The sequence below is a fragment of the Bradyrhizobium sp. 17 genome, from assembly GCF_023073515.1.
In the GTDB taxonomy this organism is placed as follows: domain Bacteria; phylum Pseudomonadota; class Alphaproteobacteria; order Rhizobiales; family Xanthobacteraceae; genus Bradyrhizobium; species Bradyrhizobium canariense_D.
This window is the reverse complement of the sequence record NZ_JADPJQ010000130.1, coordinates 52,896-65,642: the sequence shown is the minus strand read 5'-3', so window position 1 is coordinate 65,642 and position 12,747 is coordinate 52,896. Positions and strand designations below refer to the sequence as shown.

The window sequence follows — 12,747 nt, the reverse complement described above, 5'->3', positions numbered from 1 at the left end:
GCGCAATGCGACCTGACATGATGCCGGGAGTAACCTTCCCGGATTACGAACTCAGCGACCACACCGGCAAGCACCGGAAGCTCTCCGAACTGCAGGCGGGCGATCCAATGGTGCTCGTGCTCGGCCGCGGCGGATTTTGTCCCAAGGATCGTCGCCAGGCCGAAGGCTTGCTGCAACTCCATCGCGAGATGGAGGTGGGCTATTGCCGGATGGTCACGATCACGACCGACAACATCACCCAGACCAGCGAATATCGCAGCGGCGTCGGAGCGCACTGGCCCTTTCTCTCGGATTCGCGGCGCCTCGTTCAGAAGGATCTCGACATCGCCGAATACACCGACCCCGTCCATAATCCGATGATTCCGCACGTGATCGTGCTCGAGCCCGGCGTCGTCATTCACAAGATCTACAACGGCTACTGGTTCTTCGGCCGTCCAACCGTCGAAGAGCTCCGCCAGGACCTCAGGGCAGTCGGCATGAAGTGCCGGCCGGATTGGGACATCGCGGCGCCCGGCCTCAGGGCACTGTGGGACCAGGGCCGCAGGGAGCATTTTCATCCCTACGGCAAGGCTTACGTCGAAACTCTCGGCGAACGGGATTAGAACCACATTCCGACATCGTCCGCCCGGGCGAATGCCGGTTCGGAATGTGGATGATCCAGATGAAGACCAATCCCGACCGCATGGGCGCGCGCCAGATCTACGAGGCTTTGAGAGATCAGATCCTGGCCAGGGTGTATGGGATCGACGGGGTGCTGCCGTCCTCCCGCGCGCTGGCCGGTGAGATGGGCGTGGCGCGCTCGACCGTCACGATCGCCTACGAACAGCTCGCCGCCGAAGGCTTCATCGAGACACGCCATGGCGCGCGACCGCGTGTGGCTCGCGCCGTCGTCGAGCGAGGACGCACGCGCGTAGTGTCGCGGCCGTCGGCGCGGAAGGTGCGGCTGTCGGCCTTCGGGAGCCGGTTGCTTCAAGACCCGCCGCGCTGGTCTGAGCCGCCGCGCGGGCTCGTCGCGAACTTCCGCTATGGCGAGCTCGCGCCGTCGGATTTCCGGTACTGGCATGGAAAAAGGCCGTGACCGCTGCGATGGCGCGCAAGCCCGAACGGCTGGCCTATGACGATCCCTGCGGAGCGCTGCGGCTGCGGACCGCGCTTCAAGGCTATCTGTGGCGGTCGCGTAGCGTCCGCTGCGAGGTCGATCAGATCGTGGTCGTGAACGGCTCGCAGCAGGGCCTCGACATCTGCGCGCGCCTGCTGCTCGATGCCGGCGACCGCTTCGTGATGGAGGATCCCGGCTACCAGATGGCGCGGCATACTTTCGCAGCAACGGGCGCCGAGGCGATCCCGATTCCCGTCGACGTGGACGGACTGGAGACAGCGCGGCTCGATGGCGTCGAAGCCCGCCTCGCCTATGTCACGCCGTCGCACCAATATCCGCTCGGCGGCGTCATGCCGATCGGCCGCCGGCACCAATTGCTCGCCTGGGCCAGGGCAAACGACGCCTACGTGATCGAGGACGATTACGACAGCGAGTATCGCTACGATACCAAGCCGATCCCGCCGCTGCACGCGCTGGAAGGCGGCGGCAATGTGATCTATCTCGGCACCGTCTCCAAGACGCTCTCGCCGACCTTGCGGATCGGCTTTCTGGTGGTGCCCTCCGCCCTGCGATCCCTGATCGCCGCCGCCAAGCAGATCATGGACCGGCACACGCCGCTGATCGAACAGGACGCTCTCGCGTCGATGCTGGAAAGCGGCGCCTATGACGGCCACATCAGGCGCGTGCGCCGGCGCAACGCCGAACGCCAGCGGGCGCTGCTCGACGCGCTTCGCCGCAGGTTCGGGGACCGCGTCCGGATCGAGGGCACGGCCGCCGGCCTGCACATCGTGGCGTGGTTCGACGACCTGCCGCAGAAGCGAGAGGACGCGTTGATCAAGGCGGCCCATGCAAAGGGCGTCGGCATCTATTCCGTCTCTGCGCTGTTCGTCGGACCTCGCCGACCGCGGAAGACGGTCGGCCTCGTCATGGGCTATTCGGCATTGGAGGTGGCACAGATCGAGCGCGGCTGCAGGCTTCTCGCACAAGCCGTCGCCAAACTGGACTGATCAAATAGACGATAACTGGCAGTTTCTTACAGGCCAGATTCCGGCTATCTCCAGAGCAACACCGGAGATAGACATGTACATCCCTCCCGCCTTCAAGGACGACATCGAGAGCATCCGAGCGACCATTCGCGGCGCCCGCCTCGCCAGCCTGGTCACGGCCACCAGCGAAGGCCCCGTCGCCACGCCGCTGCCGCTGCTTCTCGACGAGAGCGAAGGCGAACATGGCGTGCTGTACGGACATGTGGCGAAAGCCAACCCGCAATGGAAACTGCCGCCGATCGGAGATGCGCTGGCGATCTTCAGCGGTCCCGACGCCTATGTGACGCCGTCCTGGTACGCGACCAAGCAGGAAACCGAAAAGGTCGTGCCGACCTGGAACTACGTCGCGGTGCATGCCTACGGCCCGGTCGAATTCTTCCAGGAGCCCGAGCGCCTGCTCGACGCCGTGACGCGGCTCACGAATAGGCATGAAGGATCGCGTGCAAAGCCGTGGGCCGTTACCGATGCCCCCGAAGATTTCATCGCAACTCAGCTGCGCGGAATCGTCGGCGTGCGGATTCCCGTCGTGCGGTTCGAAGGCAAGCGCAAGATGAGCCAGAACCGTCCCGAGGCTGACCGTGTCGGCGTCGCGCAAGGTCTCGCAGCGAGCGAGAACGCTGGTGATCGCGAGGTTGCGCCATTGATTCCGGTTCCGGTTTAGTAGCCACTTGGTTCCCGACACTCGCTGTCGGGAACCATCGTCCTGTCAGGTTCGTTGATACATTTCAGCAAGCATCTCCTGACGGAATTCCTATGTGCCGCTGGATCGCATACCGGGGCGAGACCACGTCCTTCGAGCCCTATGTCACCGAGCCCGAGCATTCGCTCATCGCGCAAAGCATCCGCTCGCTCCAGTCGACGGCGGGCTCGAATGGCGACGGCTTTGGTCTCGGCTGGTACGGTGAGCATCCGGAGCCTGGTCTTTATCGTGAAACACGCCCCGCTTGGTCGGACGAAAATCTCCGCTACCTCTGCCGCCATTTGCGCTCGCATCTGTTCTTCGCCCATGTGCGCGCCGCCACCGGCACGGCAGTGACGCGGCAGAACTGCCATCCCTTTGCCTGCGGCCAGTGGATGTTCATGCACAATGGTTTCGTCGGCAGCTGGAATCGCCTACGGCGCAAGGTCGAGGCGCTGATCCCCGATGCCTACTACCCCTCGCGGACAGGCACGACCGATTCGGAAGCCGTGTTTCTCGCCATGATGGGCGCGGGTCTCGACGCCGATCCGCTCGGCGCAACGCATCGCGTGCTGCGAGCCCTCGTCGGCCTCGTCAACGAAGGCGAGCTTCGTGAGCGGCTACGCTTCACCAGCGCCCTCGCCAACGGCCGGGATCTCTATGCCTTCCGGGTTGCGGTCAACGATGCCGCCAACACGCTCTATTTCCGCGAGGCTGGCGGCCAAGTCATCGTCGTCTCCGAGCCGTTCGACAAGGAAACAGACTGGACGGAAGTGCCCGCGAATCACGCGCTGGTCGCACGTGCGTCCGAGAGCGCGAAAATTGTTCCGTTCGATCTTGCCATTTCCAGTGAGGTCGACGCGGAACCCGCTCCTGCCAGAAGGATTATCGCCCGCGGGTAAATACCTTGGCCGGGTGGCACGATGACATTGGCGTCAGACGTCTTGAAACTGCTGCGGCTCGATTCCTCCGAGGACAGGCAGCACCTCGTCATTCGCTCGGCCGGCGGACGCGGCAAGGCTGCGGAATATTCGTTCGGTATCGAGGAGGAATACTTCCTCGCCGATCGCCGCAGCCTGGAGGTCGCGATCCAGACCCCCAATGAGCTATTCGAATCTGCGAATTGGTCGACAGGCGGCCAGGCGATGCGGGAGATGTTACAGTCGCAGCTCGAGGTCGCCACCAACGTGCATGTCGACGTCGCCGACGCGCGCGAAGAGCTTCGCTTCCTGCGTCGCGAAGTCGCAAACGTCGCGGCACAATACGGCTTCGTGATCATGGCCTGCGGCACGCACCCGACCGCGGTCTGGCGCATGTCGCAGCCGAGCCCTAAGCCACGCTACGAGGAGATGATTGAGGATCTGCGCAGCATCGGCCACCGCAACCTGATGTGCGGCATGCACGTGCACGTCCAGTTGCCCGATCCCGAAAAGCGCATGGCGGTGATGCGAGCGATGCTGCCGCATCTGCCCTTGTTCATCGCCCTGTCGGCCTCCTCCCCGTTCTGGAATTCACACAAGACCGGACTGAAGGGCTATCGGCTCGCCGCCTATTCCGAGCTGCCGCGCACTGGCCTGCCCGAATTATTCGAGAGCCGGCAGGATTACGACGAATATGTCGGCGCGTTGCAGCGCTCGGGCGTCATCCCCGATGAAAGTCACATCTGGTGGGCCATGCGCCCCTCGATGAAGCACCCGACCCTCGAGCTGCGTGCGCCCGATACCTGCACCTTCGTCGACGACGCCGTTGCCATTGCCTCGCTCTATCGCTGCCTGACCCGCTATCTCTACCTGCGACCTCATCTCTCGAAAGAGGTCACCGCGGTCGAACGCGCAATTGCGGTGGAAAACAAATGGCGCGCCCAGCGCTACGGCACCGATTGCATCTTTGCCTCCAAGGACGGGCCGGTCGAGATCTCCGAGCTGCTCTCCCGTGTGATCGAGGACATCGCCGAAGACGCCGCCGCGCTGAACTGCATGGCCGAGGTCGAACACTGTCGCACCATCGTCGAACGCGGCAGCTCGGCCGAATTCCAGCTTCGCGCCTTCCGCGACAATGCGGAAGACATCGCCGCCGTGTCGCGCTGGATCGCAGACGCGACGATCTCGGGCACGAGCACCCCCGCCGCAGGCGTTCCCGCGCCTTCATAGCGCCCGCGCAAGCTTCGCGAGCAACAATGTCGGTCCTGAATGCGTAAGGTCGCGGAGAGAACGATGAATCACGTCAAATGTTGCGCTGGCTGTGGCCATGGCCTCATTCCGATGCTCTCGGCCAAAGGGCGCGCGGAGCTCAGCTGCCTCTGGTGCGAGCTCATCGAGGCGCGTGCAGTGGACATGGCGAAGTGGGCTGACAGCCCGTACGGCAAGCCCGAGCGGACCGTCCGTCGAGCTTTCGAATGAACGGCTTCAGACACCCGGCCGCCGACTTCTCCTGATCGGCGCAGCTGCGCATCCGCGCCAGAATGCCGCCAAATTAGACAAGACACGTCTCGTCACCAGGATTGCAGACTGGGCGAACATGGCCATGCAGGCTGGTCAAGCGTGTCATCTAACCTCAAGTGCAACCTCGATTTTCATCGCGTGGCGGCGAGTCGCAAAGCCTTGCGTGCCGCGCACCGCCTCGACTGGCCTAAAATTCGCAAGGCAGCATCAGGCCTGATCCCCTGCTCTCAGCAAGATGCGTGCGCCGAGACAGGGTGAGCGGGCCAGATCGGAGAATGCCATGAACGTGCATGCCACCGGCGATCCCAAATTCACCGGCCTCACCCGCCCGGACGGCGCGCCCCTTCGCCTCAACGATCAGGAGTTCGTGGCGATCGATCGCGACCGGAATGCGAAGTTCGAGGCAACGTACCGGCCGCAGGCCCTCTACAATCGCGCCAACGAGGGTTTCCACGCCAACAACGAAACCTTCCTGCTGCACGAGGTCGCGACCAATCTGCCGATCTATCTGCCCGACACCGGCCCTACCGACTTCCATCTTCATCTGCCGCCGGGCGGCTTTCAGCTCGTGCTGGTCACGTCGGGCGCGTTCACGTTCGACTATGACGGGCGCTTCTATAATGTCGGCCCCGGCGCGGTGATGCTGCAAAGCGCGATCGTGCACCGACAGCTGTTCTACACCTGGTCGGGACTGTCGACCGAAGAGAATCTGAAGACGCCGCAGACGGTGGTGCCGGATCCAATCTCGATGGGCTATTCGGGCAAATTCCTCGAAGCCTTCATCACTGACCCGACGACGTTTCCAAACCCGACCATCGTCGGTCCGGACCAGATCAACGAAGCCGAGACGCCGCGGGTGGCATGGAGCCACTCTCTGCATGATCGCCCGGTCGATGCAGGCTTCTGGCTCCAGGACCCCTTGGGGCTGGATGCGCTGTTCAAGCCGCTCACCGACAGCCCGATCAAATCGGCCATGCCGGTTTACGTGCGCGATATCGGGATCGAGGCTCCGAGCGGTCACCTCGTCGCCGGCCACATCATCGCAACCGATCCGCGCGGCCAATCGCTCTTGTCCAAGAGCACGTCGTCAGCGGCGGACACCACATGTTTCGCCAAGGGCGAGGTCGTGATCTACCGCGTGATCCGCGGCACGGCCGAATTCAGGAACAAGACTGGCGAGACCTTTGAGCTCGCGGCCGGCGATGTGGTGACGGCGGGCAAGAACGCCACAAGCCTCGTCGGTGTTGGTGAGAATACGCAGATCCTTCGGCTCGGCCTTCTCAAGGGCATGAACGACCTCCGCAGCTGGACGCCGACGCAACGCGACGAGATCGACGGCCTCGCCGGTCAGATCATCACGCAGAAGGACATCCGTCCGCTGCGCACCGAGGGCAAGCCGGTCGGATACCTGTACGGCTGAGCGGAGTTACTCCGCCGCTTGGCGGACGTGGCGAGCGGTCGGGGTGCGCATGGTGACGAGCTCTTCGGACGCGGTCGGATGCAGCGCGATCGTCGCGTCGAAATCGGCCTTGGTCGCCTTCATCTTCACCGCAATCGCGACTGCCTGCGTGATCTCGGCTGCGGCATCGCCGACGATGTGACAGCCGAGCACACGGTCGGTTGAACCATCGACGACGAGCTTCATCAGCACGCGGGTATCGCGGCCCGACATCGTCGCCTTGATGGGCCGGAACGTGGTCTTGTAAATGTCGATATGGCTGAATTGCGCGCGGGCTTCCGTCTCGGTCAGGCCGACGGTGCCGACCTCCGGCTGCGAGAACACGGCGGTCGGGATGTTGGCGTGATCGACCTGCACCTCGCGCTTGCCGAACACGCTGTCGGCGAAAGCATGGCCCTCGCGGATCGCGACCGGCGTCAGGTTGAAGCGATGGGTGACGTCGCCGATCGCGTAGATGCTGTCGACCGAGCTCTTGGAGAAATGGTCGACCGCGATGCCGCCGTTCCGCGGGTTGATGGCGACGCCGGCCTTCTCCAGGCCGAGATTGGCGACCGCGGGATGGCGGCCGATCGCGAACATCACCTGGTCGGAGGCAAGGCTCGATCCGTTCGACAGATGCGTGGTGAATTCCTCGCCGTGCCGATCGACCTTCGTCACCGTGCAGCCGGTCAGGATGGTGATGCCCTGCTTCTCCATCTCGGCGCGGACATGGGCGCGAACATCCTCGTCGAAGCCGCGAAGAATGTTGTCGCCGCGATAGATGACTGTGACGTCGGAGCCGAAGCCGGCGAAGATGCCGGCGAACTCCAGCGCGATGTAGCCGCCGCCCTGGATCACGATCCGCTTCGGCAGCTTGGCCAGGTGAAACGCCTCGTTGGAGGAGATCACGTGCTCGATGCCGGGAATCGGAGCGCCGTGATTGGGCGCGCCGCCGGTGGCGATCAAAATGTATTTTGCAGTGATCTTCCGGTCGTTCTCGAGCAGGCGGACGGTGTGCTTGTCCTCGATCACCGCGCGGCTCTTGACGATTTGCGCGCCCGACTTCTCGACATTGGCGGTGTAAGCCGCCTCCAGACGCGCGATCTCCTTGTCCTTGTTGGCGATCAGCGTCGGCCAGTCGAAGGTCGCAGACGGAACGGTCCAGCCAAAGCCGGCGGCGTCCTCGATCTCATGGCGGAAATGCGAGCCGATGACGAACAGCTTCTTCGGCACACAGCCGCGGATCACGCAGGTCCCGCCCATGCGGTACTCTTCCGCGATCATGACGCGGGCGCCGTAGCCGGCCGCGATGCGGGCGGCGCGCACGCCGCCCGAACCGCCACCGATGACAAAGAGGTCGACGTCGAATTCAGCCATTGTCCACTCCGACCTCTTTCAGAACATGATCCGGATTCCGATCAGATAGGGACTGTCAGATCTCCTTGCCACGCTTGCGCATCTCGGCGCGGAAGGCACCCATCACGGTCTCGGAGAAGTTCTGAGCCCAGGAGTTCATGAAGGCCATGCTCAGCCCGATCGCGCGCGGCTCGGCTTCGATCAGCTTCTTGCCCAGCGGCGACTTGTAGAAGGTGACGAGATCCTTCAGCTCCTGCTCGGTGAACTCGCTGGCATAGACCTGCGCCATGCCTTCTCCGATCTCCTTTTCGCGGCCTGCCAGCTGCTGGTTGACGACCCCGGCGACCTCGGTGAGATCCTTCTGATAGTTGAGGTTCTGCTGGATCAGCGCGATCCTGGTCTTATCGACCAGGCCGGGCACGGCGTTGGCATACATCGCACTGGCGTTCTTGATCGCGAGGATCTCCTTGGCGGCCGCGATGGCCGTCGGCGACGATTTCGGCGGAGCCGCCTGCTGGGCCCCGGCCGGGGCGACCGAGAGGGCCAGTCCCACAGCGAGGGTCGCGACCGGCAACAATTTCAAAACGCTCTTCATTCCTAGTCTCCTTTCGGCTTTCGCCGTTCAATCACGCGAATTCCCTCGCCACCCGCCAAGACAGCCGAGCTGGCCAAGCCGATGAACAAACCATGCTCGACGACGCCGGGGATCGCGCTCAACGCCGTGGCGAGGCGGGCGGGATCCTCAATCTTTTCGAGCTGGGCATCGAGGATCCAGTGGCCGCCATCGGTGACGAAAACGTGGCCGTCCTTGCCGTTGCGGACCGCCATCTGCCCGGAAACGCCGCATTCCGCAAACGCCTTCTCGATCGCGCGACGCGTTGCGCCGAGCCCGAACGGGATGACTTCGACCGGCAGCGGAAAGCCGCCGAGTGTCGGCACCCATTTGGTGTCGTCGGCAATCACGATCATGCGATCCGAGGCGGCCGCCACGATTTTCTCGCGCAACAGCGCGCCGCCGCCGCCCTTGATCAGATTGAGTTCGGGATCGATCTCGTCGGCGCCGTCGACGGTGATGTCGAGATGATCGATCTCATCCAGCGTGGTCAGCGGCACGCCGCAGCGGATTGCATCGAGACGCGTCGCCTCGGAGGTCGGCACGCCGATCACTTTCAGTCCGGCGCGGACCCGCTCGCCGAGCAGCTCGACGAAATGTTTTGCAGTCGAGCCGGTACCGAGCCCGAGCTGCATGCCGTCACGGACGTCCTCGAGGGCGCGCGCCGCAGCCTGCCGCTTCAACTGGTCCATGTTCACGTTTGCGCCGTCCCTGAATTACGAGTGTTAGGCTTGCGGCGGCCTGTGTAGCCTCGTTTTCCCTCGGAGAACAGGGTCTGGGGGAACAGGCCTCCGGACCCACCTTATAAGGTGATCTTATGGCTTCGGCCCTTGCGCGGGCGGGGCCGGGCCGGTAGCGCTGGACCATGACCCCCTCCCACACCATCGTCTTCGATCTCGACGGCACGCTTGTGGATACCGCGCCCGACCTGATCACCGCGCTCAATTACGTGCTCGACCGTGAAGGGCTGCCGCCCGTGCCGATGGCCTCGGCCCGCAACATGATCGGCGCCGGCGCCCGCAAGCTGATCGAGCGGGGGCTGGAGGCCGAGGGCCGCAGCGTCACGGTGGCCGACATGGACCGGATGACGGCCGATTTCATCGGCTATTACGCCGACAATATCGCCGTCGAATCCCGGCCCTTCGAGGGGCTGGAGGCCGCGCTCGACCATTTTGCGGTCCAAGGCCATCGTCTCGCGGTCTGCACCAACAAGCTGGAATGGCTATCGAAGCGCCTGCTGGATCAGCTCGACCTGAGCCGGCGCTTCGCCGCGATCTGCGGCGCTGACACTTTTGGCGTCCAGAAGCCCGATCCGACCATTTTCCGGGAAACGGTGGCGCGGGCCGGCGGCGAGGTCAAAGCGAGCATCATGGTCGGCGACGCCGGACCCGATGTCGGCGTGGCCCGGCGCGCCGGAGTTCCCGTGATCGGGGTCAGCTTCGGCTATACGGACGTCCCGATTGCCGAGTTGAAGCCGGACCGGCTGATTCATCACATGCGCGACCTGCCGGCCGCCGCCAGCAGCCTGATGACCGCGCAGGCAGCTCTCAAGTAGCTGAGATAGCTTAGTTATTCCACGGAATCCGGCGTTAACCATCTACTAACTATGTGCGGCCGGCCGGTTGCTCGGTCGGAACGACACTCCTAAGTTTGTCCGGGGATGTGGCGGTTCGTCGCAATAGGTCGATGGTCATGCGTCGTGTCATCGCGATTGCGCTAGCTGGGGTCAGTCTCTTGGGAGCAGCGAGCCTTGCCGGCTGCTCCTCGATGTCTTCGACGTCCTGGGACATGTTCAAATCGGCCCCGCCGACCGTGCAGGTCCGGCTCGAATCCAATCCCCCGGGTGCTGACGCCACGACCTCACTGGGTGCCGGCTGCAAGACGCCCTGCTCCGTCGCGGTTCCCGCCCCCGACGCCCCCTTCACGGTCGCTTTCGCGCTCCCAAAATACCAGCCGGTGAGCGTACCGGTGAATGTCATCAGGAATCCCGGCGACTTCACCACGCCCGCCTCGATCACCACCGACCCCAACCCGATTTTCGCGGAGCTCCAGCCGGCCGTTCCGCCAAAACGGTCCGCAAGCCGCACCGCCCGAAGAAACCGAAACCGGCGGCGGCCGCGGTCGCCCCGGCTGCTGCCGCACCGGCTGCGGGCTCGCCTTTCCCCGATCCGAACGCGGGCAAGCGCTGACCTCCGTCATCCCCCATTTGTCTCTGACGCATTCGATGCTTAGATTGCTTCCAGGACACCGCTGAAGCAAAACTGCTCGCGTTGCCGCAAGTGACAAGGCATTTGGTATGAACGGACTTTCCGCGAGCCCCCTGTCGAGCACGATGACCGATCCGTTCGGACGGACCATCTCGTATTTGCGCGTCTCCGTCACCGACCGCTGCGACCTGCGCTGCTTCTACTGCATGTCGGAAGACATGACGTTCCTGCCCAAGGCGGACCTGCTGACGCTGGAGGAACTCGATCGGCTCTGCTCGGCCTTCATTGCCAAGGGTGTGAAGAAGCTGCGGCTCACCGGCGGCGAACCGCTGGTCCGCCGTAACGTGATGACGCTGGTGCGCTCGCTGTCGCGGCATCTCAAGAGCGGCGCGCTGAGCGAGCTGACGCTGACCACCAACGGCACCCAGCTTGCGAAACATGCCAGCGAGCTCGCCGATTGCGGCGTCCGCCGCATCAACGTCTCGCTCGACACGCTCGACCCGCAAAAGTTTCGCGAGATCACCCGCTGGGGCGAGATCGACAAGGTGCTGGAAGGCGTCGAGGCGGCACGCGCCGCGGGCCTCGCAGTCAAGATCAACGCCGTTGCGCTGAAGAACCTCAACGAGGACGAACTTCCCGACCTGATGCGCTGGGCCCACGGCAAGGGCATGGGGCTGACGCTGATCGAGGTCATGCCGATGGGCGAGATCGGATCGGGACGAATCGACCAATATCTGCCGCTGTCGCTGGTGCGCGCGCGCCTTGCCCAGCAGTTCACGCTGACCGATCTGGCCGAGAGCACCGGGGGGCCGGCGCGCTATGTCAGCGTCGCCGAGACCGGCGGCAAGCTCGGCTTCATCACCCCGATGACCCATAATTTCTGCGAATCCTGCAATCGCGTGCGCGTCACTTGCACGGGAACGTTGCACACCTGCCTCGGCCACGAGGATGCCTCCGATTTGCGCAAACCTCTGCGTGCATCGGACGACGATTCGCTGCTTGCGGATGCGATCGACCGCGCCATTGGGCTGAAGCCCAAGGGCCACGATTTCATTATCGACCGCCGCCACGACCGCCCCAGCGTTTCCAGGCACATGAGCGTCACCGGCGGCTAACATCGGCTGGCCGGCCGCGGCTTATTCCCCTTAACTATCAACAAACTTCCGATTGACTGGCGGCACGCTCGCTGGTTTGGTGCGGCAGCCTCATGCCTGCGCGGCGAGACAAGCCAACGCGCCCACTCGGCGCAGTCAAGACGGCCGGGGCAAATCGGGGAGGACCAATCTTGCAAGCGCTCCTGAAGCTGAGCAATGGAATTGACGCGTTCACACGTTGGACGGGCAAGCGTCTGGCTTGGCTGATCCTGCTCGCCGTCGTCATCTCGGCGCTGAATGCGATCATCCGAAAGACATTGGACACGTCCTCCAACTCGTGGCTCGAGCTGCAATGGGTGCTTTTCAGCATCGTGTTCCTGCTATGCGCGTCCTGGACGCTGCTCGACAACGAGCACATCCGGATCGACATCTTCAATAGCATGATGCCGAAACGGGCTCGCAACATCATCGACATCATCGGGCACATCTTCTTCCTGATCCCGCTGACCGTTGTCATGATCGTGACCGGAATACCGTTCTTCCTGCGCTCGCTCCAGATCAACGAGCAATCCGGCAATGCGGGCGGCCTGCCACAATGGCCGGCAAAAGCGCTGATCATGATCGGCTTCGCCCTCCTGCTCGTTCAAGGCATATCCGAGCTGATCAAGCGAATCGCGATCATGCGCGGCATGATCCCGGACCCACACGAGTCGCAGGTGTCCGCACTGGAGGCCGAGGTCGAGCACCTCGTCGAAGCGATCGAAAAGAAGTAGC

11 protein-coding genes and 2 pseudogenes are annotated in these 12,747 nt (G+C 63.7%); 10 read left to right on the top strand and 3 right to left on the bottom strand.

The features are described from left to right. Nucleotides 1-5 precede the first annotated feature (5 nt). The 6 genes and pseudogenes from IVB13_RS36410 (at nt 6) to IVB13_RS36385 (ending at nt 6,685) form a co-directional block, all read left to right on the top strand. A complete protein-coding gene (locus IVB13_RS36410) occupies nt 6-602 on the top strand; it encodes a redoxin domain-containing protein (RefSeq protein ID WP_247406577.1) in 597 nt (198 codons plus the stop codon). Between the two features lie 50 nt (nt 603-652). Continuing rightward, a pseudogene (locus IVB13_RS36405) lies at nt 653-2,106 on the top strand (PLP-dependent aminotransferase family protein). Between the two features lie 73 nt (nt 2,107-2,179). Continuing rightward, nucleotides 2,180-2,806: an FMN-binding negative transcriptional regulator gene (locus IVB13_RS36400; RefSeq protein WP_018459369.1), complete on the top strand. Its 627-nt coding sequence runs from the start codon at nt 2,180-2,182 to the stop codon at nt 2,804-2,806. Nucleotides 2,807-2,898: 92 nt separating this feature from the next. After that, nucleotides 2,899-3,726 carry a class II glutamine amidotransferase gene (locus IVB13_RS36395; RefSeq protein WP_085352733.1) on the top strand — a complete coding sequence of 276 codons (828 nt, stop codon included), beginning with the start codon at nt 2,899-2,901 and terminating at the stop codon, nt 3,724-3,726. A gap of 21 nt (nt 3,727-3,747) precedes the next feature. Next, the gene (locus IVB13_RS36390) at nt 3,748-4,974 is read left to right on the top strand and encodes a carboxylate-amine ligase (RefSeq protein ID WP_026233789.1); all 1,227 of its coding nucleotides are present in this window, start codon (nt 3,748-3,750) and stop codon (nt 4,972-4,974) included. A gap of 571 nt (nt 4,975-5,545) precedes the next feature. Next, complete coding sequence (locus IVB13_RS36385) at nt 5,546-6,685, top strand: glucuronate isomerase (RefSeq protein ID WP_247492408.1); 1,140 nt, start codon at nt 5,546-5,548, stop codon at nt 6,683-6,685. Nucleotides 6,686-6,691: 6 nt separating this feature from the next. Here IVB13_RS36385 and gor read toward each other — a convergent pair whose 3' ends face one another. Genes gor through rpiA form a run of 3 tightly spaced genes read right to left on the bottom strand, consistent with a single transcriptional unit; the run spans nt 6,692 to nt 9,370 of the window. Continuing rightward, nucleotides 6,692-8,080, bottom strand: a complete 1,389-nt coding sequence (gene gor, locus IVB13_RS36380; RefSeq protein WP_018459374.1) for a glutathione-disulfide reductase — start codon at nt 8,078-8,080, stop codon at nt 6,692-6,694. A 55-nt stretch (nt 8,081-8,135) separates the two neighbouring features. After that, entirely contained in the window at nt 8,136-8,654 is a 519-nt protein-coding gene (locus IVB13_RS36375) for a DUF2059 domain-containing protein (RefSeq protein WP_085352730.1), read from the bottom strand. Between the two features lie 2 nt (nt 8,655-8,656). Beyond that, the gene (gene rpiA / locus IVB13_RS36370; protein ID WP_085352729.1) at nt 8,657-9,370 is read right to left on the bottom strand and encodes a ribose-5-phosphate isomerase RpiA; all 714 of its coding nucleotides are present in this window, start codon (nt 9,368-9,370) and stop codon (nt 8,657-8,659) included. A 167-nt stretch (nt 9,371-9,537) separates the two neighbouring features. On the opposite strand from rpiA, the gene IVB13_RS36365 reads away from it, so the two are divergent. The 4 genes and pseudogenes from IVB13_RS36365 (at nt 9,538) to IVB13_RS36350 (ending at nt 12,746) form a co-directional block, all read left to right on the top strand. Beyond that, entirely contained in the window at nt 9,538-10,227 is a 690-nt protein-coding gene (locus IVB13_RS36365) for an HAD-IA family hydrolase (protein WP_247297648.1), read from the top strand. Nucleotides 10,228-10,364: 137 nt separating this feature from the next. After that, nucleotides 10,365-10,861 (top strand): annotated as a pseudogene (locus IVB13_RS36360) (hypothetical protein). A 107-nt stretch (nt 10,862-10,968) separates the two neighbouring features. Beyond that, on the top strand, nt 10,969-11,994 hold the full coding sequence (gene moaA, locus IVB13_RS36355) for a GTP 3',8-cyclase MoaA (protein WP_085352728.1): 1,026 nt from the start codon (nt 10,969-10,971) through the stop codon (nt 11,992-11,994). A 170-nt stretch (nt 11,995-12,164) separates the two neighbouring features. Continuing rightward, nucleotides 12,165-12,746 (top strand): TRAP transporter small permease subunit, encoded by a 582-nt coding sequence (locus tag IVB13_RS36350; RefSeq protein ID WP_018459380.1) that lies wholly within the window; start codon nt 12,165-12,167, stop codon nt 12,744-12,746. The last annotated feature ends 1 nt before the right edge of the window (nt 12,747 follow it).